At 43.9% G+C, this 23,461-nt stretch carries 28 protein-coding genes and 2 tRNA genes; 20 read left to right on the top strand and 10 right to left on the bottom strand.

The features are described from left to right. Window position 1: 1 nt before the first annotated feature. The 4 genes from WMO65_RS06190 to WMO65_RS06175 all read right to left on the bottom strand — a co-directional run bounded on the left by WMO65_RS06190 (window position 2) and on the right by WMO65_RS06175 (window position 3,011). Window positions 2-877, bottom strand: a complete 876-nt coding sequence (locus WMO65_RS06190) for an ABC transporter ATP-binding protein (protein ID WP_349063853.1) — start codon at window positions 875-877, stop codon at window positions 2-4. Continuing rightward, entirely contained in the window at window positions 865-1,617 is a 753-nt protein-coding gene (locus WMO65_RS06185; protein ID WP_033142985.1) for a hypothetical protein, read from the bottom strand. Before WMO65_RS06185 ends, WMO65_RS06190 begins: the two co-directional genes overlap by 13 nt. Next, on the bottom strand, window positions 1,610-2,191 hold the full coding sequence (locus WMO65_RS06180; RefSeq protein ID WP_033142986.1) for an RNA polymerase sigma factor: 582 nt from the start codon (window positions 2,189-2,191) through the stop codon (window positions 1,610-1,612). The genes WMO65_RS06185 and WMO65_RS06180 overlap by 8 nt, the downstream gene beginning before the upstream one ends. A gap of 262 nt (window positions 2,192-2,453) precedes the next feature. Next, on the bottom strand, window positions 2,454-3,011 hold the full coding sequence (locus WMO65_RS06175; protein WP_033142987.1) for a TetR/AcrR family transcriptional regulator: 558 nt from the start codon (window positions 3,009-3,011) through the stop codon (window positions 2,454-2,456). Window positions 3,012-3,184: 173 nt separating this feature from the next. Here WMO65_RS06175 and WMO65_RS06170 point away from each other — a divergent pair, with 173 nt between their 5' ends. The 15 genes from WMO65_RS06170 (at window position 3,185) to WMO65_RS06100 (ending at window position 13,644) form a co-directional block, all read left to right on the top strand. Continuing rightward, the gene (locus WMO65_RS06170; RefSeq protein WP_033142988.1) at window positions 3,185-3,880 is read left to right on the top strand and encodes an Ntn hydrolase family protein; all 696 of its coding nucleotides are present in this window, start codon (window positions 3,185-3,187) and stop codon (window positions 3,878-3,880) included. A 114-nt stretch (window positions 3,881-3,994) separates the two neighbouring features. Further along, window positions 3,995-4,717, top strand: coding sequence for a hypothetical protein (locus WMO65_RS06165; RefSeq protein WP_033142989.1), 723 nt, complete (start codon window positions 3,995-3,997; stop codon window positions 4,715-4,717). A gap of 113 nt (window positions 4,718-4,830) precedes the next feature. Then, window positions 4,831-4,904, top strand: a tRNA-Val gene (locus tag WMO65_RS06160). A 10-nt stretch (window positions 4,905-4,914) separates the two neighbouring features. Further along, window positions 4,915-4,987, top strand: a tRNA-Ala gene (locus WMO65_RS06155). A gap of 165 nt (window positions 4,988-5,152) precedes the next feature. Further along, on the top strand, window positions 5,153-5,368 hold the full coding sequence (locus WMO65_RS06150) for a hypothetical protein (protein WP_033142990.1): 216 nt from the start codon (window positions 5,153-5,155) through the stop codon (window positions 5,366-5,368). A 252-nt stretch (window positions 5,369-5,620) separates the two neighbouring features. Further along, window positions 5,621-5,839, top strand: coding sequence for a DUF3791 domain-containing protein (locus WMO65_RS06145; RefSeq protein WP_033143007.1), 219 nt, complete (start codon window positions 5,621-5,623; stop codon window positions 5,837-5,839). Then, window positions 5,836-6,312 carry a DUF3990 domain-containing protein gene (locus WMO65_RS06140; protein ID WP_033142991.1) on the top strand — a complete coding sequence of 159 codons (477 nt, stop codon included), beginning with the start codon at window positions 5,836-5,838 and terminating at the stop codon, window positions 6,310-6,312. Before WMO65_RS06145 ends, WMO65_RS06140 begins: the two co-directional genes overlap by 4 nt. Next, window positions 6,312-6,521, top strand: a complete 210-nt coding sequence (locus tag WMO65_RS06135; RefSeq protein ID WP_033142992.1) for a DUF3791 domain-containing protein — start codon at window positions 6,312-6,314, stop codon at window positions 6,519-6,521. The genes WMO65_RS06140 and WMO65_RS06135 overlap by 1 nt, the downstream gene beginning before the upstream one ends. A gap of 119 nt (window positions 6,522-6,640) precedes the next feature. Continuing rightward, window positions 6,641-7,312 (top strand): response regulator transcription factor, encoded by a 672-nt coding sequence (locus WMO65_RS06130; protein ID WP_148392235.1) that lies wholly within the window; start codon window positions 6,641-6,643, stop codon window positions 7,310-7,312. Next, on the top strand, window positions 7,300-8,496 hold the full coding sequence (locus tag WMO65_RS06125) for a HAMP domain-containing sensor histidine kinase (protein ID WP_148392237.1): 1,197 nt from the start codon (window positions 7,300-7,302) through the stop codon (window positions 8,494-8,496). The genes WMO65_RS06130 and WMO65_RS06125 overlap by 13 nt, the downstream gene beginning before the upstream one ends. Before the next feature lie 133 nt (window positions 8,497-8,629). Further along, a complete protein-coding gene (locus WMO65_RS06120) occupies window positions 8,630-9,763 on the top strand; it encodes an aldo/keto reductase (protein WP_349063850.1) in 1,134 nt (377 codons plus the stop codon). Window positions 9,764-9,781: 18 nt separating this feature from the next. Continuing rightward, window positions 9,782-10,936, top strand: a complete 1,155-nt coding sequence (locus WMO65_RS06115) for a metallophosphoesterase (protein ID WP_148392241.1) — start codon at window positions 9,782-9,784, stop codon at window positions 10,934-10,936. Between the two features lie 89 nt (window positions 10,937-11,025). Continuing rightward, a complete protein-coding gene (locus WMO65_RS06110; protein WP_148392242.1) occupies window positions 11,026-12,102 on the top strand; it encodes an ABC transporter permease in 1,077 nt (358 codons plus the stop codon). Next, entirely contained in the window at window positions 12,099-12,767 is a 669-nt protein-coding gene (locus WMO65_RS06105; protein WP_148392244.1) for a hypothetical protein, read from the top strand. The genes WMO65_RS06110 and WMO65_RS06105 overlap by 4 nt, the downstream gene beginning before the upstream one ends. Before the next feature lie 4 nt (window positions 12,768-12,771). Then, the gene (locus WMO65_RS06100) at window positions 12,772-13,644 is read left to right on the top strand and encodes an ABC transporter ATP-binding protein (protein ID WP_148392246.1); all 873 of its coding nucleotides are present in this window, start codon (window positions 12,772-12,774) and stop codon (window positions 13,642-13,644) included. 75 nt (window positions 13,645-13,719) lie between these two features. On the opposite strand, the gene WMO65_RS06095 is transcribed toward WMO65_RS06100, so the two are convergent. Next, the gene (locus WMO65_RS06095; protein WP_148392248.1) at window positions 13,720-15,147 is read right to left on the bottom strand and encodes a S1C family serine protease; all 1,428 of its coding nucleotides are present in this window, start codon (window positions 15,145-15,147) and stop codon (window positions 13,720-13,722) included. 274 nt (window positions 15,148-15,421) lie between these two features. Here WMO65_RS06095 and WMO65_RS06090 point away from each other — a divergent pair, with 274 nt between their 5' ends. After that, on the top strand, window positions 15,422-16,075 hold the full coding sequence (locus WMO65_RS06090) for an HDIG domain-containing metalloprotein (protein ID WP_033143000.1): 654 nt from the start codon (window positions 15,422-15,424) through the stop codon (window positions 16,073-16,075). 33 nt (window positions 16,076-16,108) lie between these two features. Here the strand turns inward: WMO65_RS06090 and WMO65_RS26525 are convergent, their stop codons facing one another. Continuing rightward, window positions 16,109-16,264, bottom strand: coding sequence for a DUF6019 family protein (locus WMO65_RS26525; RefSeq protein WP_243128800.1), 156 nt, complete (start codon window positions 16,262-16,264; stop codon window positions 16,109-16,111). Between the two features lie 274 nt (window positions 16,265-16,538). Further along, on the bottom strand, window positions 16,539-17,012 hold the full coding sequence (locus tag WMO65_RS06085) for a GNAT family N-acetyltransferase (protein WP_148392250.1): 474 nt from the start codon (window positions 17,010-17,012) through the stop codon (window positions 16,539-16,541). Between the two features lie 393 nt (window positions 17,013-17,405). Here WMO65_RS06085 and WMO65_RS06080 point away from each other — a divergent pair, with 393 nt between their 5' ends. After that, the gene (locus WMO65_RS06080; RefSeq protein ID WP_148392252.1) at window positions 17,406-17,996 is read left to right on the top strand and encodes a GNAT family N-acetyltransferase; all 591 of its coding nucleotides are present in this window, start codon (window positions 17,406-17,408) and stop codon (window positions 17,994-17,996) included. Between the two features lie 2 nt (window positions 17,997-17,998). Here WMO65_RS06080 and WMO65_RS06075 read toward each other — a convergent pair whose 3' ends face one another. Beyond that, window positions 17,999-18,439, bottom strand: coding sequence for a GNAT family N-acetyltransferase (locus WMO65_RS06075; protein ID WP_033143003.1), 441 nt, complete (start codon window positions 18,437-18,439; stop codon window positions 17,999-18,001). Between the two features lie 123 nt (window positions 18,440-18,562). Continuing rightward, window positions 18,563-18,718, bottom strand: coding sequence for a hypothetical protein (locus tag WMO65_RS06070; RefSeq protein ID WP_156120888.1), 156 nt, complete (start codon window positions 18,716-18,718; stop codon window positions 18,563-18,565). A 278-nt stretch (window positions 18,719-18,996) separates the two neighbouring features. Here WMO65_RS06070 and WMO65_RS06065 point away from each other — a divergent pair, with 278 nt between their 5' ends. Further along, complete coding sequence (locus WMO65_RS06065; RefSeq protein ID WP_148392254.1) at window positions 18,997-20,046, top strand: sigma-70 family RNA polymerase sigma factor; 1,050 nt, start codon at window positions 18,997-18,999, stop codon at window positions 20,044-20,046. Between the two features lie 425 nt (window positions 20,047-20,471). Continuing rightward, window positions 20,472-21,446, top strand: coding sequence for a hypothetical protein (locus WMO65_RS06060; RefSeq protein WP_148392256.1), 975 nt, complete (start codon window positions 20,472-20,474; stop codon window positions 21,444-21,446). Window positions 21,447-21,553: 107 nt separating this feature from the next. On the opposite strand, the gene WMO65_RS06055 is transcribed toward WMO65_RS06060, so the two are convergent. Then, window positions 21,554-22,192, bottom strand: coding sequence for a type 1 glutamine amidotransferase family protein (locus WMO65_RS06055; RefSeq protein WP_033141886.1), 639 nt, complete (start codon window positions 22,190-22,192; stop codon window positions 21,554-21,556). A 223-nt stretch (window positions 22,193-22,415) separates the two neighbouring features. Here WMO65_RS06055 and WMO65_RS06050 point away from each other — a divergent pair, with 223 nt between their 5' ends. Then, window positions 22,416-23,348, top strand: coding sequence for a helix-turn-helix transcriptional regulator (locus WMO65_RS06050; protein WP_054352724.1), 933 nt, complete (start codon window positions 22,416-22,418; stop codon window positions 23,346-23,348). Window positions 23,349-23,461 lie beyond the last annotated feature (113 nt).

The following is a 23,461-nucleotide window of genomic DNA, read 5'->3' as shown; positions in this document are numbered from 1 at the left end:
TTCAAAGTACCTCCCTGTTTTCTGTTGCGTAGAGATAGGCGTCCTCCAGATCCGGCACAACTGCCAGGGCGCCGGCAAATGGGCATTCTTTTGAGAGTACGCGCATTCTAAGCTCATTTCCTTCGGTCTTTACATTGCATACAGTGAACTGTTTCTGGCATATTTCTGCCTTTGCAGGCGTGGTGACAAACTCCCATACATGGCCGGAAGTTGCCTGTATCAGGGCGTCCGGCGTGCTGTTTTCCATAATTTTTCCCCGCCGCATGATCAGTATCCGGTCAGCGGTATTTGCCACGTCAGATACGATATGGGTGGACAGAAGCACAATTCGGTCATGCCCCAGAGAACTGATGATATTGCGGAATCGGATGCGCTCTTTTGGGTCAAGGCCGGCGGTAGGTTCATCCAGAAGCAGGATTTTTGGATCATTTAACAGGGCCTGTGCGATGCCGAGTCTTCGTATCATACCACCGGAGAGATGTTTGATCTTCTGTTTTTCCTCTCCCAGCAGGCCGGTAAGCTCCAGCATTTCCTTGTATTTTACAAGGGCCTTGTCCCTGGGAAGCGCTTTTAGGGAGGCGAGATAGAGAAGGTAGCGCTTCACTGTGAAGTCGGGATAATAGCCGAAATCCTGCGGCAGGTAGCCAAGCAGGGTACGGTATCCGGCACCCATTTTCCGTATGGATATGCCATCCAGCGTCACATCTCCCCGGTCGGGCATGAGAATGCCGCAGAGTATGCGCAGCAGTGTGGTTTTGCCTGCACCGTTTTCGCCCAGAAGTCCGTACACTCCGTTTTTCAGTGTAAAGGTGATGTCATCGGCAGCGGTTTTTTCTTTGTAATGTTTTGATATATTTTGTATTTTTAGTTCCAGCAAAGTTCTTTACCTCCTGTGTTTAAGCTGTGGAACAGTCTGTGAAGTTCAAAGGCCAGAAGCAGGATCCCCGCTGCCAGTACTATGGCCCATACAGGCAGATAAACATCCAGATAGGCTCTGGGAAAGGCAGTGGGGAACAGGGAAAACAGGCACAGCAGCAGAAATGTCCCCGACAAAATGGCTTTCTGTGAGGCGAACCGCCTTGTGGTCAGCAGAAAAAAATAACAGATATTGGACAAAACAAAAGGGACGAGCAGGTACAGACAGAGAGCAAAAATCCCGTATTTTGTTTTTCCCTGTACACTAAAAAAGAGCAGTGTAAGAATGCACAGGTTAAGTCCTGCAGACAAAAGAAGCTTTACCGACCAGATCTGTCCAAGGTTGAAGCAGCAGCTCTGTTCCAGCTCCGCCATATGCCTGGAGCGGCTTTTGGAAAGCTCCAGAACAGCAGCCAGCCCCAGGCCGGAGGAGATGGCACAGGCGGAGGGAAGTATACTCGCGCTGTCCTTGATAAGGGTACCGAAACAGGTTGTAAAGAGTACGACGGCAAGCAGGAAGAAAGCCTGTATCACCCAGTATTCCAGTGAGATATAATGCATCTGGTCCAGCAGCAGCTCCGGAAATGAGACTGGTACGGGCAGGCTTTTATGAGAAATTTCTCTGTGAATCTTTTGCAGAGATGCCTCTTTTCTGGCTTCGTCTATGGGTGGAAATGGTATCTTTATCTTGTTATCAGCCATAGAAATCCTCCTTTCTCAAAGTGCGTTTTAGTTTGTCCATACCCTGTTTCATACGGGATTTCACAGTCGACGAATTGGTGCCGGTTATCAGGGCGATTTCCCGGTGTTTCAGACCGTAGAGACTGTGAAGAACAATGACTTCCCGTTGGATTTTGGGAAGTTTCATAAGTGCGTGAACCAACTGCCGGGAGTTTTCTTCCCGGATCACTTCCTCCAGAAGATCGGTTCGGGACCGGAATGTGTCCGCTGTACCGGCAGTCTGCGTTTCCGGGCAGGCCTCCTCCCAAGGAAGATAGGAGAGACGACTGTGCGCCGCAGTCTCTCTGCCGAAGTAGTCATAACAGACATTTCTGGCTATGGTCAGCAGGTAGCCTTTCAGGTTTTTGCAGCGGCAGATGTCCACATATCGGATAAAACGAAGAAACGTCTCCTGCGCCAGATCATAAGAGCTGTCGGGATCGCCGGTCTGGTAACAGCAGAAGCGGTAAATGTCATCATAATACTTTTCTGCCAGCAGATTCAGGTATTCTTTATTGCCTTTTTTTATTTCTTTTATGGCTTTTCTGTCATCCATAGGCGCCTCCCTTTCTGTCTTCCATTATATATAACCGGAGGAGGAAGAAAAAGGTTTTATTTTTTTAAAGAAAATTCTCAGTTTACAGGGAGTTCGGATTCTGACACACTGTACCGGAAGGAAACAGGGGAAATGGCAGTGATAAAAGAAGATTTATTGTAACCGCTCAGTCAGGTCTGCGCATTTACTGCGCTGACCATGCATAAGAGTAGTGGCAGCAGGCATTCGCGCCATCGAAAAGCGATCTTTAATAAATATTTTGCTAATCGTATTTCTGATGTATACCTAAAAATAATGTATGGATAGCATTACATAATCCATCCCTTACTTTATCGGGATTTGAAAATGCGTATCTTAGCTGTAAAGTTGTGTATCCATGAAGCGTACCCATCAGCATATTCAAAATATCTGTTGTGTTTTCTTCTTTAAATGGGCAGGAGCGAATAAGGGTTGATAAAAGTAAGATATAATTATGAAAGATGGAGCTTGTTTCTTCTGTACCGTGCCATGAAATCCATTGAATCGTTTCATAAACTCCGGGATGCTCAATCATATAATCGAGATATGCAGCAGCAACCTTTTGAATTGCTGTCTCTCCAATGCTGCCAATGGCTGCCTGAGTCATCCTATCATTCATACACCTCATGCCCTGATGAGCTACTTCTAAAAGGAGATGATCCAGACTTTCTATGTGATTATACAAAGACGGGGTACGAATATTCAATTTTTCCGCAACTGATTTTAGAGAAACATTATTTAATCCTTTTTCATCTGCCAGGTCAGATGCAGCTCTTATTACTGCTTCCTTGGTTGTTTTCATGTTATGCACCTCATAAAATAAATATAGACATAATTTTAACTAATTAAATTAGTATCGTCAATAATTCTATTAGAAAAATGTGTATATATATTGACATTTCTACAAATTCAATATAATATACTAATATAATTAGTTAAAATACTATTTTAATTAGTGAAGCAAGAGGTGAAGATATGTGTACGAGATTTGTTTTTAATGGTGTAGACACAATTACAGGTTTCAATTTCGATATTGACCTTTCTGTGTGGACGCATACTGTAGTGACTGAAAAAAATAGATTTTATATTGGCATAAAAATGCCGGATAACAAATACCATTCTTTTCACGGAGTGAATAAAAACGGGAATGTCGGGACGCTGCTTTACGTTCATGGAAACGAAAATGCGGCATACAGAAAGGATGAAAACTGCTATACAATATCTGCGTTGACAGAAAATTTCATCAAAGGAGAGGTTTCTTTTGAGGAAGCCCTGAACATAGTACAAGAGCGGGAAATTATTTATGCTCCGGATGCTTCTATGCAGGCTATGCTCTCCGATAAAAACGGACGTGTACTGATCATTGAACCAGGTATCGGTTATAAATACGAACAGAAGGAATTTTCGCTGATTACAAATTATTCCGTACTGAGTCCGGAAACTACAAAGCCATATATTGTTTCGGGCGATACAAGATATGAAGCTGCTAAAGAATTACTGGAAGCATATGATAAAAAATTTTCGGTTTCTGACGCATGCAAAGTATTAAAATCGGTATGTCAAAAGGGGCTTTGGGCAACAAGGGTTTCATTTGTATATTCTGCGTTTCAAAATAAAGTTTATTATGTATTGAATAATGATTTTGATAACATATCGGAGTTTCAATTGTAGTACAGATTTTGCCGTTTACATACAGAGCCATGTATTCCTTGTTTATCATCAGGCTGTGTGATATGATTATATTTGTTACAGCTATCTGAATATATGAAATATAAGGTAATTATAATGAAAAAACGAACAATAAAAAAAATCTATTTACTCTGTTTATGCATTTTTTGTGTGACTGCATTTTCTGCTTGTGCAGGAGAAAAGGATGCATTAATATCTGCGGGCGGGGAAGGCCAGAAAAAGATATATGATGATATTGCAGTCGGAAACATTCGCTGTGTTAATATAAGCGGCAATGCCAGATCCATTGTTATAAAACAGAGTGACAGTAACCGCTTTGAATTTATTAACGCGGATTTAGATACCGATAATAAGTATGAAATCAGTTGTGAAGAAAAGGATAACAGCCTTAATGTTTGTGTGATGATGGATAACGCGGATTCGAGTAACAACATCCTGGGTTCTATTGTTATTTGTATACCCTCAAAAGAATTAGAAAAAATTGAAACTACCGGTGAATTTAATCAGATTCATCTCAATACCTTGAATTCAGACGTATGGATTCAGGCAAACAGGGATTCCGCAGTAGTGCTTGATTTAATGGCTGATCAACTGGATCACAATATTATGCTGGATGGTTTGGAGTCAAATACATTTCGGAATGTTTCTGTTTATTTCGACAAATTACCTGATAATATCAAGATGGAGTTTAACACGATTCCAAACAGCGCGGTTAATGTTCCGGAGGATCTGTTCAAAGAGAAGGAACTGGAACGCGGTTCGGGAGAACCTATGATAAGTATTAATAACGCAGATGCAATAGATTTTTATATCGAGTAAAGTCATATTTATCTCGGCTGTCTCACTGCTGTCATTTATATACAACCAATTTACAACCAATCTTCCGGAAATTCTCTTGCATTTCCCGGATAAAGTGCTATAATATTCCATATGGAAGCATAGCTCAGCTGGGATGAGCGTTCGCCTCACACGCGAAAGGTCAGGAGTTCGAGCCTCCTTGCTTCCATTCTTTTTTTGGGGATATAGCTCAGCTGGGAGAGCGATACGTTCGCAACGTATAGGTCACGGGTTCGAATCCCGCTATCTCCATGTATTTCATTTATCACATCCCATAAAAGAGCAGGAAACGGCTGCTTTTCATAAAAACTTTAGTATTTTCATACAAATATCACCAACCCTTAACATTTTTTCCAAATAATGGTCATAATTACCATGTATACTCTTATTATAAAAAGAGTAAAGGAGGCTTCATACATGATAGGAACTTTAATGAATCATGGCTGCACCTGTGTTCTCAAAGAGAAAGGCGGCAGCAAAAAGATACCCGTTCATCCGGAACAATATGTGTATGTGCAGGTCTCCAATGCGTGGATACCTGCCATACTGAAATATTCCGGTGAACGGCAGAACTGGTATTTTGAATACCTGCCCAAGCTGCCGGTAAACGGCTGCAGGGTTATGACAAAATAAAACAAAATACATGAGGATAACCGGGAGGCTGACAAGGCGTCCCTCAATAAAGAAGTATTGTTCCGGCAGGCGGCATAGTCGATTTCGGCTATGCCGTTTTGCCGTTTGTTTTGCTGACAGCTTGACTTTGTACGGTAAATGCAGGAGGATTTCCGGAGGATTGATTTGTATGTTGCAGTTTTTTATAGTATAATTTTAGTTATAGAACTGAACAGCAGCATATTTGTAAAATCGGAAGCGGGGTTATTGGCAATGAATGATAAGGAATTGGAATTTTCTGTATTCTGCATCGAGAGTGTAGCTGAAAGGCTTGGATGCAAAGGAGAAAGAGTATATGAGCTTCTGACAGAAAAAAGCAGTATTTTAAAAGAATATATTATTCCTAATTATGAAGTTCTGCATACGCTGGGTAAAGAATATATAGTGGATGATATTATCGCTTATATGCAGCAGGAAGGGGTGGTGGGATGATTTTATATCATGGTTCTTTTACAGAGGTGAGAAAACCGGATATCTCCTATTCAAGAGACACACTTGATTTCGGAAAAGGATTTTATGTTACACCCATATATGAACAGGCGAAAAAATGGTCTCTGCGTTTTAAACGGAAAAAAGGGAAAAGTGTGATCTCTTGGTATGAATTGGATGAAAAGAAACTGCGTCATGAGGCCAGGATAAAAGAATTTTCCAGCTATTCAGAGGAATGGCTGGATTATATTATTACTTGCAGAGGAGGCATGAACACAGGGCAGTATGATATTATTATCGGAGGAGTTGCAAATGATAAGGTATTTGATACAATTGAGCTGTTTTTTGACGGGTTAATAGATAAAAATATGGCAATCCAGCGGTTAAAGTATGAGAAACCTAATTTGCAATATTGCATCTGTTCACAGGAAATATTGGATAAATACTTGATTTATCAGAAAAGTGAGGTGTTATGATGCAGGCAAACCGTATATTACTCCAGCGTAAATATTCCAGAATCATTGAAATGTTTGCCCGGTCTGCCAACATCCCATTGGAACAGGCACTGGATTTTTTTTATCATTCGGAATTGTATCAGGAGATGAGTGAAGGGATATCTGATATGCACTGCCGCAGTGATCATTATCTTGTGGAAGAGATGGAAACTGAATGGAAGGAACAATAAGCAGATACAAAAAAGCTGGTGACACCTTGAAAAAGTGCGCCGTTTTTTTCGTTCTGTTTTAAAATAAAAGAGGCCCTGTCTTAAAAACAGGTGCCCATAGAGCCTGAAAGGAAAGATATATGTATAAACTGTTGTTTGTGGATGATGATAAAGCTCTCCTGAAAATGCTGGAGAATTATTTCCGCCTAAGGGGATACCGTATTTTGCTGGCAGAGGACGGTCTGGAGGCATTGAAGAGGATTGAAGATACCCCGGACCTGATTTTGCTGGACATCAATATGCCCCGCATGGATGGAATGGAGCTGTGTGTGAAAATAAGGGAATTTGTCTCATGTCCCATTCTGTTTCTGACAGCCAGAGTGGAGGAGCAGGACCGGGTGAACGGCCTGCTTTCGGGGGGTGATGATTATATTGTCAAGCCATTCAGCCTGAAAGAGCTGGAAGCCAGGATCGCGGCGCATATAAAGAGAGAAGAGAGAAACAGGAAAAGGCCGCAGCTTCGATACCGGGAGGGCCTGCTTTTAGACTACAGCGCCAGAAAAGTCCTCTATGATGACCATGAGCTGGAGTTTACAAAGCTGGAGTACGACATTGTGGAATTCCTTTCCAAGAATCCGGGCCAGGTGTTTGACAAGGAGAGAATTTACGAAAAAGTCTGCGGCTATGATGCAGAGGGAGACAGCAGGGTGATCACAGAGCTGATCCGGAGAATACGCAGAAAAATAGGAGAGTACACCGGCACAGAATATATTGAGACCGTGTGGGGAAGTGGATACCGATGGAAAAAATAAGAAATCTTTCGCTCAGAAAAACTATCGTGCTCTATATGTCTTTTGCAATTGTCATCTCCTTTTTCCTGTCTGCGGGAATCGTCAGGATGGCGGAACAGACGCAGAAGCAGATTTGGGCCGGCTATATGGACGGGGACAAAGTATCGGATTATGAGGAGAAGACAGGATACATCGCTGAGATCACAAGGCCTGCGCAGAATGATATGCTGCACAGGGACCATGTCATAACGGAAATCTGCGATGCCGTGGAGACCTGGACCATGCTTGTCATTCCCATGATCGGCAGTGTGATCGCGGTATTCTGCTTCTATCGTGACAAGATAAAAGAACCGCTTCAGATACTGACAGAAGGCTCCAGGAAAATACAGGAGAATAATCTGGATTTTCCTGTGGATTACAGGAAGAAGGATGAGATGGGCAGCCTGTGCCGGGAATTTGACCGTATGCGCGCCCAGCTTAGGGAAAACAACCAAAAACTCTGGTCCGCAGTGGAACAGGAGCGGACGCTGAAGGCAGTCATTGCCCATGATATCCGTTCCCCTCTTGCGGTGCTGCGGGGATATCAGGAAACACTTATAGAGTTTCTGCCTACAGAGCAGTTAAGTCGGCAGGATATGGAGGAAATGCTGACGGAAGGAATGCAGCAGATCGACAGAATGAATGCCTTTGTGGAACAGATGAGACAGCTCTCCGGTATTGAGGAGAGGGAGATGCATGCAGAGAAAATAGAGACTGCTGTTCTGCTTCGGTATATGGAACAGGCAGCAAAGGCCCTGGCAGACCGGGAACCGTGCCATACGGTCATAAAAGCGGAGGGGATGCCGGACCACTTTTGGGGGGATTCTTCTATCATCTGCGAGGTGTTCGACAATCTGCTGGGGAATGCCGTGCGGTATGCCCGCCATATAGTTGTGATCACCATGGAAGTGAAGGACAATATGCTGTTTATCTCCATGGGGGATGACGGGGAAGGGTTCCACGCCGAGGCGGAAGCAATCACGAAACCCTTCTATCACGATAATCTGGCAGATGACCTGAAACACTTTGGCCTTGGCATGTATCTGAGCAAATTATACTGCGAGAAGCATGGAGGAAAACTGCTTCTGGGCAGCGCCGATCTGGGCGGGGCCTATGTAAAAGCAGGATTTTGCATAGAAGAATCCCGGACGGATACAGCCCTATAACTGCAGCCGTTCAGTCAGGCTGAGTGCTTATTCATAACCGGCAGCTATGGAAAAACATACGTTATAAGTATTTGCGTCATGTGCAGCAATGATATAAAATAGATACAATAAGCAGAAGAAGGGAGCGTACAAAATGATTTATAAAAATTTTCAGGATATGGGATTATCTGCGCTTGGAATGGGAGCCATGCGTCTTCCGGTCATTGACGGAGAGGATTCCAGGATTGATGAACCGGCAGCCGCTGAGATGGTGGCATACGCCATGGAACACGGCATCAATTATTATGACACCGCCTGGGGGTATCATGAGGGAAATTCAGAAACCGTTATGGGCAGGATTTTAAATCAATACCCACGCAGTACCTATTATCTGGCTACAAAATTCCCGGGGTATGACCTTTCCAATATGGATAAAGCGGAAGAGATATTTGAAAAGCAGTTGGAAAAATGCCGGGTGGACTATTTTGATTTTTACCTGTTCCACAATGTGTGCGAGATGAACATTGACGCGTATCTGGATGAGAAATACGGTATTTTCGACTATCTGATGAAGCAGAAGGAAAAGGGAAGAATCCGTCACCTGGGATTTTCCGCTCATGGAAGCTATGACGTCATGAAGCGTTTTTTAGATGCGTACGGAGAGCATATGGAGTTCTGCCAGATTCAGTTAAATTATCTTGACTGGTCTTTCCAGAATGCAAAAGAAAAAGTGGAGCTGTTAAATGCCCATCATATTCCGGTATGGGTAATGGAGCCTCTGCGCGGAGGACGCCTTGCCTCCCTGTCCGCCGAAGACAGTGACAGGTTAAAGGCGCTGCGCCCGGATGAGGATGTTCCGGCATGGGCTTTCCGGTTCCTGCAGGGAATCCCGGAAGTGAAGATGATCCTGTCCGGCATGTCTGATTTTGCGCAGATGCAGGATAATATACATACCTTTGAGACGGATAAGCCTCTGGATGAACAGGAGAAAAAAGTTCTGTTTGAGATCGCTGACAGCATGGTAAAGCACATTGCCCTGCCCTGTACGGCATGCCGTTACTGCACCAGCCATTGTCCTCAGGAGCTGGACATTCCCATGCTTCTGGAGCTGTATAATGAGCACTGCTTTACAGGCGGCGGCTTTCTGGCGCCTATGGCTCTGCAGGCGGTACCAAAAGAGAAGCAGCCCGGTGCGTGTATCGGATGTAAAAGCTGTGAGGCAGTCTGTCCGCAGCAGATCAAGATTTCAGAGGCCATGGCTGATTTTGCAGAGAAGCTGAACGGCTGATCATCGGAGGCTGAATCCATGAGTTATCTGCTGTTTCCTCTGGTGGTTTATATCCCCGTGGGGACATATCTCTATTTCTTTTTCAGGCGTTTCCTTGGGCTTTTTGGACTGGGAAAGCAGAAAAAGGCGGTGCGAATTTTGTCTCTGCTCATAACACTTGCCTGTGTGGCCCAGGGGTGGATGCTGTATGGGCTGGGAGCTGTGATCATCCTACATTTTTTTGTGCTCAGTATTTTGATGGATGGCATTTACTTTATCTGCAGAGGAAAGTTCCGAAAGGAAAAAGCCCGTAAGATATGGGGGTTCCTCCACGCAAGCGGTGCGATTCCTCTTTTGGTGATCTGTTTGATCGCAGGATACGGTTATTTTAATATAAATGATATCAGAAGGACCGAATACCGGATTGAGACAGAAAAACAACTGAGCCGGGATTTGAAAATTCTCCAGATTTCTGATCTTCACATGGGTACCACCATGGATATAGGAAAATTAAAAGACTGCTGCGATAAGATGCAGAGGGAAAAGCCGGATCTGATCGCCCTGACCGGGGATATATTTGATGAAAATACATCCAGGCAGGAGATGGAAGCCGCGGCAAAAGTCCTGGGTGCTGTAAAAGCTGAATATGGCACGTATTATGTGTTCGGAAACCATGACTATAATGCGTATACCGGCACCCCGGCCTATTCACCGGAGGAGCTTTGCAGTACACTGGAAAGCAGCGGCATCGTTGTACTAAAGGACCGGGTTTATAACGTAAACGATGAGCTGACTGTCATCGGAAGAACAGACGCCTCTGTCGGGAGCATGGTCTCTCCAAAGGGAAGAACCGGGATAGAGGAGCTGTGCAGGGAGGCAGACGGCAATACTTTTGTACTTCTTCTGGACCATCAGCCCACAGAACTTCCGGAAAATGCAGAGGCGGGTGTGGACCTTCAGCTTTCCGGTCATACCCACGCGGGGCAGATCTGGCCTACCGGGCAGGTGGGAGAGCTGACCGGGTTTACAGAGCTGAATTATGGATGGAAAGAGATCGGCGGACTTCAGGTGATCGTGAGTTCCGGTATAGGCGGCTGGGGATATCCCATACGCACAGGAGGACATTCAGAATATGTGGTGGTGACCGTGTCAGCAGAAAAAAATGCTCACACGGCCCGTGTGTTTGCTCCGTAAAAGAGCTGTCATGTTTGGCAGTTCTTTTTTTGTTGTCTTTTTGTTGTGATTTCTGTTTTACAATAAGATCAAGACAGGAGGAAAACAATATGAAGGTAATAATTAAAAGAGAGCTTAAAAATTATTTCAAAAATCCCATCTATTATGTGGGTATTCTGCTGATATTCTTTGAGGTTTTTCAGATCATGCAGCCTTATCTGAAGCTGCATTACTGGGAAAGTGATGCACAGGTGGAGGCGGCAAAATTAGAGCATATCCATGACGCGGATGTGATGGATGGATATTTTCCTTCCACAGAAAAAGAACAGATTGAGATCGCCATGCCGGATATCTGCAGAGATCTCAATGAGGATTCGGGAATCAGCAAAGAGGAAACGGATCAGATGACAAAAATGTTTCTGGAAGAGGGGTACAGCCAGGACGAAATCCTGAATTACCTGATTGAACATTATGATTATCCCAATGCCAATTATTATTTCCAGGAGGCAGAGCTCAGACAGGGGACTGCAGAGGAAGTCAACGCGTATATGGATGAAAAATTCAGCCAGATGCGGTATTCAGAATATTTTGCCAGGAAATACACTGATTTTGCGGGGCTTTTCTTCGTGTTTTTTTCATCCATACTGATGGCATTTTTATTCCTTCAGGATACCAGGAAGAATACTTATGAATTGCTTCACACAAAGCCTGTTTCCGCATGGCAGTATGTGACCGGGAAAATAGCGGGCGGTTTTACAGCACTTTTGCTGCCGCTTGCGGTTATGACCGCGGTATTTACTTTTCTGTGTATGCACAGAGGAAGGGAACAGGGGTTTCCCGTGGCTGTATGGGATGTATTCGCGGCGGCTGCGGTGTATGTCCTGCCAAATCTTCTTATGGTTATCTGTGTGTATGCTCTGACAGCCTTCCTTTTTAAGAATCCGCTGCCGGCAACACCGCTTCTGATCCTGTATATGGTTTATTCCAATATGGGAAGTATCGGGCCGGATGGAAATTACGGCTATTACGGAAGGCCTCTGGCTATTATAGTCCGCTTTCCGGGACTGTTTTTGGATACCACGCCGCCTCCACTGGCTCTAATGAATCAGACTGCGCTTCTCATTGCAGCAGCGGTGATCATATGGGTCTGCGTGAGAATATGGAAGAAGAGGAGGGTATTTGGATGAAGGAAATAAAAATAAGCCTGCCGCCGTATAAAATGATCTGTGCCCTGTTTTTTATCCTCATTTTGGCGATTGTGAGGGGGATTTCAAGTGTAAAAGAAATCGGGCCGACCATTGATTCTTATATTACACTGCTGACGCTTGTCCTGTGTGCGGATACCTGCTATCAGGAGATTCCGGGAGGCGGATGGGAAATACTTGCCATAAAGCCGGGAAAACAGCAGAGGCTGACCATTCTCAAACGCTTTGCTGTTCAGTATGTTTTTTTGATCTGTACGGCAGCAGCAGGATACGGATTATTTTATCTTATACAGCAGCCATATATGCGGGAGAATGAACTTTATCATTTTGCAACAGCAATGGCGGCAACAGCGGCGAGTATCGTCTTGTTCGGAGCACTTCCGGTGCTTATTTCCAAAATAACCGGGAGCCTTTGGGGGGGTATTGGCGCAGCAGCAGCACTCTGGTTTTTTCTTATATCGAGCGGAGCTTTAAAACTGCCCCTTTTTCTTCAGATCTTTGCATTTGGAGGGATGGAAATGGGGGATGGGGACTTACGGTGGATTTACGGGAAGGTTACCGCACTGGTCCTGGGAGCTGTCTGCATTGGAGCAGTCGGAAATTTCGGCAGACATTTGGGTAAGAAGAGAATGAAAGGAAAAAGGTGAAGATATGTCAGTTAGATTAGAAAATGTAACCGTTGCGTTTCAAAAGAATGTGAAGGCACTGGATGATGTTTCGTTTACAATTCCCTCCGGCGTATACGGGCTTCTGGGTGAAAACGGAGCGGGAAAAACAACACTCATGCGGGTGCTGGCAACGCTGTTAAAACCCTCATCCGGGGATGTATTAATGAATCATTTGGTGTATCGGGAGAACAATTATCCTTCCATACAGAAGAAAATCGGGTATCTGCCCCAGGAGCTTTCCCTGTATCCGAATCTGACGGTACGGGAATGCCTGGAATATCTGGGAGGACTGTCCGGTATACCAAAAGATGAGTGTAAAAAAAGGCTTGATTATTATCTGGAAAAGACAAGTCTGGAGGAGCACCAGAAGAAGAAAATGAAACAGTTGTCCGGCGGAATGAAGCGGAGAGTCGGCCTGATCCAGGCGCTTTTAAATGAACCGGAGTTTCTCATTGTGGATGAGCCTACGACCGGTCTTGACCCGGAGGAGAGAATCCGTATCAGAAATCTTCTGGTGGAGTTTGCCGTGGGGAGAACCGTCTTGTTTTCCACTCATGTGGTGGAGGATCTGGCGGCCACCTGCAGCCAGCTGACTGTGCTCAAAAAAGGAAAAATGCTTTACAGCGGTTCCGTGAAAGAGCTGTTAAAAAGGGCAGAGGGACATACCTGGATCTGCAGAATGGAGGAGGAGGCGCAGGTGCGCTCTCTGGAACAGAAATACCGTGTTTCATCCAAACAGATTCAGGAGGACGGGATGACGGTCCGGGTGATCAGTTCGGAAAAGCCGGATGTTCCCTGCAGCCCGGCAAAGGTGACGCTGGAGGATGCGTATATCTATGTGTCAAATTTTCAGTAACTGATAAAAGAGGCTCCGGCCGCGGTTCTGTAAATACCGCGGCCGGAGCATTTTGTATGATATGAGACATTTGTATCAGCGGAAGTTATTCCCTGCAGGAGAGGGAGCATTGCTTTCCTGGCTGTTCTGTGTATCTGTGCTGCTTCCGAGTGTGATGGAGACCGTCTTTTCTTCATAGCTGTTGTTCTGGCCGGGAACCTGCAGAGTTACCTCCACGGTCTCGCCTGCCTTATAATACTGGAGCAGATTCTGAAGCTGGCTGATCGCAGTGACGGATTCGCCGTCAAATTTAGTCAGGACGCTGCCCGGGGTGATGCCTGCTTTCTCTGCTGCGCTGCCTTGGGTGACGTCTGAGATATATACGCCTTTGGGAAGGCCGTAGATTTCTTCTGCCTCACTTGTGACATCGGCACCTTTGATTCCGAGACTGCCCTGTTCGCCTTCCGCAACTTTTTCGCGTGTTGTTTTGTTCATAAGGTTTTCAATGATATCTGATGCCCTTGACATTGGAATGGCATATCCCATGCCTTCCACCTCTGTGGAAGCCAGTTTGGCGGAGTTGATGCCAATGACCTCGCCGTTCATATTGAGAAGCGCGCCGCCGCTGTTTCCCGGGTTGATGGCAGCGTCTGTCTGGATGTAAGTGGCAGCGTTAGAATCATCGGTACCTGCTTCTGAGGAAGAGCCGGAGAGTGCACGGTTCACAGCGCTTGCAATGCCTGTTGTGACGGACTGTCCGTAGCCAAGGGCATTGCCGATGGCTACAACCTGCTCGCCCACCTTCAGGGAGTCGGAATCGCCGATATTGGCAACCGCGATGGCGGACATGGTTTCGTCGGAAATGCTGTCCAGCGGAACGGCAATAACGGCCAGATCGTTGTCCGCATCAGTGCCTTTCACTTTTGCTTCCAGTACATTGTTGTCAATAAAACATGCGGAGAGGGTGTCTGCATTTTCCACAACGTGATTGTTGGTTACAATCAGAAGTTCCGTGTCATTTTTCCCAATGATGATACCGGAACCCTGGCTTTCCGTCTCCTGTGTCTGGGGATAACCGCCGTATCCGAACTGGCTGAAATAATTCTGCACCTCCTGTACGGATTTATTGGTTATAGATACAATGGAGGGCATGGCTGCCGCTGCAATATCGGAAACATCCAGGCTTCCCGTATTGCTGCCGGAACTGCCGGAAACTGCTGTGGTCTTCAGAAGACCGGCCTTTGTATCACTTGTGCTGCCAGCAGATGTATTTGCGGCTGCGGCAGGTGAATTGGCAGCGTAAATATGATTGACTGCCTGGAAAGAACCGGCTGCCACAGAACCGAACAGAACAGCACTCAGAGTCAGGGAGCCAATGCGTTTTGCCAGAGTTTTCTTTTTGTTCCGGTTTCGTTTGGAAGGCTTTTTATCCGGATTCGGAGAAGATGCCGGGCCTTCGGAAAAGATTGGGTAATGGGACAGTTCGCTGTTGTTATCTGAATTAAAATCGTAGTAGTTTGACATAAGAATTCCTCCTCAACTTTTTATTTATTTTTTATTTTTTGTGTTTGTTATTGTATTTGGTATCTCTTTGTTTATGTCTATAGCATATCGGATAATTGTGGCGAAATTGTCGTGATTCTGTGATAAAATTGAGGAGGAAGTGTGTAAATTTGGTGAACTGTTCTTTGGGGATGGAAGTTCGAGGGATTTACGGAAGGTTTGATATAACCGTATTCTTCGGATAATAGAATAAAGATTTATTACAGTGGAATACTGACTGAGAGGTGGAAAATACATGAGTGATATAACAAAAAGTATGCAGAATCTCTATGCTGATATAGAAAGCCATTTGATGAGTGATAGACAGCCATCGTATTATTTGAATGAAATCTACGAGAATCCGGATTTTCAGCAGTATCCGTTTGATATGCTGCATAAGCTGAAAGAGACTGTCCAGTCTCCCATACACCATCCCGAAGGAAATGTATGGAATCATACCCTGCTCGTTGTAGATGAAGCGGCAAAAGTAAAAAACAGGAGCAAAAATCCGCTGGTCTTCATGTGGGCAGCCATTCTTCATGACATAGGAAAAGCGGTAACGACCAGACGAAGAAAAGGGAAAATCACAGCATATGACCATGATAAAGCCGGCGCGGTTATGGCACGTAAGTTTCTGTCACAGTTTGTGCAGGATCAGGAGTTTGTGGAGGAAGTTTCACAACTGATCCGGTATCATATGCAGATTCTGTATGTTGTGAAAGGTCTTCGCTTTGCAGATATTGAGGGAATGAAGTATCATACCGATGCAGATGAGATTGCGCTTCTGGGGCTGTGCGACAGACTGGGAAGAACAGGCAGTAAAAGAAAAGAGGAAGAAGAGAATATCAGGCTGTTTTTACAGGCCTGCGATATTTATCCAGTCTCCCAAAAACCGCACCGGAAGGATTAATGTTCTGGTGCGGTTTTTTGTATACCATAAGTCTTATTCTGTTTTTCCATTCTTTTTTGGGATTTCATCATGTGCTTCAAGAATACCATTTTTAACAGCTCGTTTTATCACAAGATATAAGACAAAACAAAATATAAGAATCAAACTAAGGCTAAATAGTGAGTTAAACAATGAAGAAGTTACTTCCATTTGGCGTTATCTCCTTTCCGAGTTTTAAGGGTGATAGAATGGTCATTCTGTGTATGGGCTAAAACAGTTAATGTGGTCTATATTATATCATCCGCTGTTCCGGTAAACGCTGTTCATGCACTAACGTTTATTATATTTACATGAACGTTGCGTGAAAGATGGATGAGTTCCGGGATGACAGAGAGTCTAAGTGCACTGGCATGTGCGCTGCCTAAAGCAGAAAAAAGGGCTGCACACCGGCAATCATATGCAGTCCTTTTTATAATGCGGTATCTCAGAAGCGGTATTCCATTATGAATTCTTCTTCTTTGTCAATGACGGGTTTAAAGCCGCATTTTTGATACATACGCAGCGCGTAATTTTCTTTTTGCACGGACAGGGAAGCTCTTTTATACCCCTTTTTTCTTAATAACTCCAGCATCTGTCTCATAAGTTCTGTCCCGATGCCGTATCCACGGTATTCTTTATAGAGAGAAATCGCAAATTCAGGTGTCTCATCATCAAGGTCCCCATATCCGTGAATATTTCTGACCCAGACTGCGCCAACCACCTTATTGTCAACCACTGCGCACAGGCAGGCATCATCTTTCCCGGTCCCGAAATCTTTGATGTAGACTTGCAGTTCAGGCTGATGGATGATTGTTTTCGGAAACGGATTGTCCCCTTCCCGCTGGAAAATAGATTCATACAAAAAATCTGCCAGAAGCGGATACTCCTGCGGATACATTTCCCTAATTGTATATTTCATAATTACCTCCGATTTTTATAAGTTAACTTAGAAACCGGTCTTCTTTCCACACATACGGATCCCTCCTTCTCATATATTCCCATTGTATCAGGCTGCTCTGTCCTTGTCCAGAAGCAGATGATGAAAGGAGGGATGTCGGTAACCGTTCAGCCTTCCACTGTACAAAAGGAATACCATACTGTATATCCCTGTTGTTTTGTGTTAAGATATAGGTAAATATTAGTCTGGTGAATGGAAAATGGGGAAAAATGAAGCGACGCTGTTATCATGAATGATCTGGATATTCCCATGATAAAGGGGGAGAGCTGGATTGTTTCCTTGACCTGGAAGAAGATGCAGGCTTATGGGTTTGGGGTAAGATATGCTGCAGGATAAAGAGTGAGGGGGAAAATTATGGAACGAGATCATGAAATTCGTTACGCAGAAATAGAGAAAACAGATGCTTACATCTATGATAAAGTTGAAATGAAGGTAAGGGTTGAAGAAATCTATGAGGTGGTAATAAAAGATCTGGACGGTATCAGTTTTATAAAAAGAGCCGTAGCCCCATATATAAAAGATTTTTCCGGCCATGCGAATTATAAAAGGTGGAATCAGCAGTTTGATCTGTCAAACTGGCATTTTTTCATGGCTTTTGACGGAGAAAAGCCGGTGGGCGGAGCTGTTCTGTGCTGCAACAGCGCGGAGCTTCATATGCTGGAGGGCAGAGAGGATTTGGGGATTCTCTGGGATATCCGTGTGGATTCCGCATATAAACGCAGAGGTGTCGGAGGAAAACTGTTTGATATGGTAATGACAAAAGCAAAGGGGATGGGGCTCTGCCAGCTTAAAATCGAATGCCAGAATAATAATGTCCCGGCAGCTGCGTTTTATTTTAAACAGGGGGCCCATTTGGGCGCTGTCAACCGGTATGCGTATTATGGAGATGCGGATGAGGAGGTACAGTTTCTGTTGTATTTGGATATAGAGGCCGCAGGGGTGTGATATCAGGTATCAATCCGGGTCATTTCTATCAGTGTTTTGTTCCGGTATAATAAGTCATCTCTCACAGTGAATCCTTGTTTTTCCCAGAAATGGTTTCCCTCTTCATTCCTGGAAAAAGTGACAAGTGCCGCTTTGATAATACCAAGGTTTTTTAGTGCGTCAAGCGCCGCACGGACCAGCTGGCTTCCGATTCCCTTCCGGCGTGCCGATGGGCTGACTGCTGTGTGATAGATATATCCCCTTCTTCCGTCATTTCCCGCCAAGATGATACCTGCAATCCGGCCGTTTTCTTCTGCCACAAAGCAGGTGTCTGGATTTCTTTTCAAAAACCTTTCAATGCCTTCTTCTGCATCATCAATATTGTTTAAACCCATGCCTTGACAGGACATCCAGAGGGAGTAAACAGAGTCATAATCGCTGATTTCCATTTTTCTGATTTTCATAAATACCTCCATAGAATAAAATATTTGTTCCTTTTGAAAAGGCAGCTCCTGGTAAATGATATACTACTATTCATATTTTTCTAAATGAAATGTTCTTAATTTATCGCTCATCTGGAACCTCTTTTATAATCTGCCTTTTATAAATCCCACTGCAAAGACAATGAGGGCCAGTATGATCCAAACTGCTGCTATAGTGGAGTTCACATGTATAAATTTATTAGCAACGATTAAAAGCAGCAGCATTACTATAGAAATAGCATGTAATGTACTTCGTTTCATAATAACATACTCCTTTCCTATATGTCCTGACAACCGGTATATGCTTATTTTACCACGTTGGGATTAAGTCCGTCAATTTTATAAAAAGGCAGGAAATACTAATAATATCAGACCGTCGAAGGGGTACAAAAATTATACTTCTGTAACGGAAGATATTTTTCTGCTATAATGCCTTTGCGGTGAATTATTTCAGTTATGAAATATAAAAGAAATCGAAAATAAAAAATGTAACGTTTCTGCGGTACGGAAGTTAATAGAATAGGAGGGGGGTGAAAGATATGGACTTTGAGCAGATATATAAATCCTATTTCAAAGATGTTTTTTTATATTTACGCAGTTTATCCGCCAGTGAGGATATGGCAGAAGAAATCACACAGGAGACATTTGTCAAAGCCCTGAAAGCAATAGATACCTTTGATGGCTCTAAGAATATACGGGCATGGCTTTTTACCATTGCGAAGAATACATATTACACATATTGCAAACGCAAAAAAATGTATGCATATGAGGAACTGCCTGATAATGCAGGAAATCCGGGGGCATCCTTTGAAGAAAATTTTGTGGATGAAGAAAGGGCTTTTCTGATTCATCGGTTTCTTCACAATATGAAAGAGCCTTATAAGGAAGTATTTAACCTTAGGGTTTTTGGGGAACTGCCGTTTGAGAAAATAGGGTTACTTTTCGGGAAAAGTCCTGGCTGGGCCCGGGTCACAGATGTGCTTCCTCTGTATCTGGATGATGTAGTGAGTGAGGATACAAAGAATATGGTAGAGGAGCATTTAAAATCCTGTGAATCCTGCAGAAGAGAGGCTGTACTCCTTAATGAAGATATGATCCTGCCGTTAGGGTCCGGGGCACAGGATGCAGAAATAAAGACATTAAAATATTTAAAGAAACAGTTTCGGAATAAAAAAGCAGTGGTTTCTGCGGTATCTGTTTTTCTTGCATTTATCATAATGCTGGGCACATATGCTTTACTGGTAACGCCAAAACTCTTCATTCCTTATGACAGTACATGTATAAAAGTCGAAAAAATTGATGAAAAACTTTATGCACGATATATCGGCAGTAATTTAGATGGAAGTGTTGCCAGAAACTCTTTTCCATTAGAAAAGGACGGAGAGAAAAAAGATGTGACATTTTTTTATATCTATAAATCACCCTGGTCTGAATTAAGAGCTTTGTTACAGAAGGATACAGAGGATCATTTGATTTTTCTTGGGAATGTAGATGAGATAGATGAGGTGTATTACGGTAAGTTTAGGATTGAACGTCCTGAAGAACTTTCGGCAGACTTAGAAGAATCAGAACTAATCTGGAAAAAATAACGGGAAAAGGTATCTGTTTTATATTTACGGGCGGTTTTATCGGGCTTACATTCCTGTTATGTGTATGTGGGCATCGCACGGATGGTGCTGCGGGAAATGCGGCAGAAGGATGGGATTCAAGAAAGTATTTGCGAATCAGTGTCCTTATTGCCGCAGTTCCGGGGCGGATGGATTTAACAATCTGTTTTGTTGAGCTGGGGGATATTTCGATTGCAACAGAGCGTTATTTCTGTTATACTCAATTAAAAGATATTCTGAAAATTTATTTTCTATATTAATCCAATCGGTAATCTCTGCCGGAATTCACTATGTAAAAGTAACTGAATAAAAAACAGAGGAAGCGGCAAGTTGTGGAGCAGGTATAATTCTGTTATAATGTTTACAGGTTCCTGAGGCTTATGGCTGCTTCGGAAAGACGAGGAAATATGAACAGAAACAGAAGGAGAAAGATAAGCAGAGCCATCAGAAGGAAACAAGTAAACAGAAATTACAAGGATAGCCTGTTCCGCATGATCTTCGGGAACAGAAAGGCTGCACTGAAGCTTTATAATGCCATCAATCATTCCAATTATCAAAATCCGGAGGATTTGGAGATCACTACGATCGAAGGAGCCATTTATATGGGTGTAAAGAATGACCTGTCCTTTTTGATCGACAGTGTGATGAATCTGTATGAAGCCCAATCCACCAGAAATCCCAATATGCCTCTGCGGGGATTGATCTATTTTGCAAGAGTGTATCAGGGATATGTGGAAAAGAGAGAGCTTGATCTGTATTCCGGCAGCCGTATCAAAATCCCGCTTCCGCGGTATATTGTATTTTATAACGGATCGGAGGAAGAACCGGACCGCCGGGAGTACCGTCTGAGTGACGCATTTGAAAAGAAACAGGACAGTTATTGCCTGGAATGTGTGGCCACGGTTCTGAATATCAATGCAGGACATAACAGACAGTTGATGGAAGACTGCAGCTTGTTGTGGCAGTATGCTTCTTTTGTATCAAAGGTGCGGCGGTATCTGGAAATGTACCCCGAAGATTTAGAGGGTGCAGTGGACAGAGCGGTGGAGGAATGTATTGCGGAAGGTATTCTTGCAGATTTCCTGAAGAAAGAGCGAGGAGAGGTGAAAGACGTGATACTGACAGAGTATAATGCGGAACGCCATATTAAAAATGAGAAAAAGCGCAGTTATGAAGAAGGGGTAGAAAAAGGAATAAAAGAAGGAATCGAGAAGGGGATAGAAAAAGGCTTGGAACAGGGGATAAGGGCGTTTATAGCTGAAAAAGAGGAGGAGCGGACAGAGAGAACAATTATAATAGAAAAATTACAAAGACACTTTATGCTGGATAGAGAAAAGGCAGAGTATTATTATAAGCAATTCTCAAAAGAACAGAAAAAGTAAGTCTTTAAAAAAGAGATATGACAATTTATGCCATGTCTCTTTTCGTATATGTCTGTTTTGCCTGGCATATGTAATCCTGCCGTAATCTGTCTATGACAAAATATATATCAGCTCTCAGTGCCTGACGGCAAAGTCTGCATAAGAGCAAAAAAATATTCAGGCTTACCGGTATTAAAATATTCATACCAGGCTTCCAGTGTGTCTGCTTGAAAAACACCTAAATACGCAATGATTTGTCTGGCCCACAATAAAGCTCCGGTGGAACTTGCGGTAATGAGGTTGTTATCCCATACGGAGGGCTTGTCGATATAAAAACTTTGCCCATTATAACCGGGAGAGATCATTTCAAGAAATCCCGGTCCATTGCTGGTATGCGGGCGCTGATTCAATACCCCAATGCCGGCAAGTGCAGCGGTAGCCCCACAGATTGCACATACCGCAGCGCCAAAAGATAGAAATTCGCTTGCTTTTTTCATGATAGCGCCGCGGCTGGGGGCGTTCCATGTATTTGCACCGGGTAACAGCAGTACGCTTGTCTTGCTCACCACAATATCCTCGACCAGGCAGTCCGGTACAATTGTCAGGCCGCCCATTGTGTGGACAGGCTCTTTTGAATCACTGACCGTCTTGAGCGATACAGACGGTGCATCCTCTTTGAAAAATCGGCCGGATTTCAGCTCCGCGGTGACATACCCAATCTCCCAGTCGGCTAAGGTATCAAGAACATAAACATAGATTGTAAACATAAATTTCCTCCGTTTTCATTTTAGTATTGATGTTACTGTTCAGTCAGGTCTGCGCATTGACTGTGCTGACATTTGCCCCATCGCAAAGCGATTTTTAATGAGCGTATACACGTAACAATTCAACTGGATGAATCATTACTTATTGATTTGTTTTCAGGCTTATTGTACCATGTGATTGTTGACAACAATATGGCAGCAATCCAAATCGAAAGGCGGCTATCAGATGAAAGTAGACAGACTGGTCAGCATTATTATGATACTCCTTGATAAAAAACGTATCGGTGCACAGGAGCTGGCAGATATGTTTGAAGTCTCACTCCGCACAATCTACCGCGATATAGATGCAATCAACATGGCGGGGATTCCTGTTCGCGGGGCACCGGGAGTGGGCGGTGGTTTTGAAATCATGGAGGGATACAAGATCGATAAAAAAGTTTTTTCTGCTGCGGACCTTTCCGCTCTCCTGATGGGGCTTGCAAGCCTTTCAAACATGGTACGGGGAGATGAGCTGGTACACGCACTTGCGAAAGTCAAGAGCTTTATACCCGCTGACAGAGCAAAAGAAATTGAATTGAAAGTAAATCAAATATGTATAGATTTAAGTCCCTGGATGGGAAAAAGCGACATACAGCCATATTTAGAAATGATCAAAGCAGCAATGCAGGAGAGTAAACTGCTTTCATTTGAATATATAGCCCACCACGGGAATAAAACCATACGGAGCGTTGAGCCTTATCAGCTTGTACTGAAAAGCAGTCATTGGTATTTACAGGGGTATTGCCATGCAAGAAATGATTTTCGCTTATTCAGATTATCCCGTATGTCGAACCTGCAGATGCAGGAGGAAATTTTCACACCACGGGATTATGAAAAACCCTTTATAGGCTTTGCGGAAATCCTGGAAACCATGCAGACAGAAATTAAGATCCGCATCCACAAATCTGTCATGGACAGGGTACTTGATTTTTGCACGTATGAACATTTTTCGCCGGACGGTGATGCGTATTACATTGTCAGCTTTCCTTTCATAGAGAATGAGTATTATTATAATATTCTCATGAGTTTCGGAGATAAATGCGAGTGTTTAGAGCCGTTACATATCCGTGAGGAGATGAAACGCAGAGTGCATGATATAGCAGCCCTATACGAAAACTAAAGTGTGGTATAGGTCCGGGCAAACATTGCTGTACCAATTCCGGTGCAACAGCAATTCCGACACAGCGCCAATTCCGGCGTAGCAGTTACTTCTGTCTCTGCCAAAACCGCACC

The organism is Blautia caccae (assembly GCF_040095955.1).
GTDB classification, from domain to species: Bacteria; Bacillota; Clostridia; order Lachnospirales; family Lachnospiraceae; genus Blautia; species Blautia celeris.
This window is presented reverse-complemented; position numbering and strand designations above follow the sequence as displayed.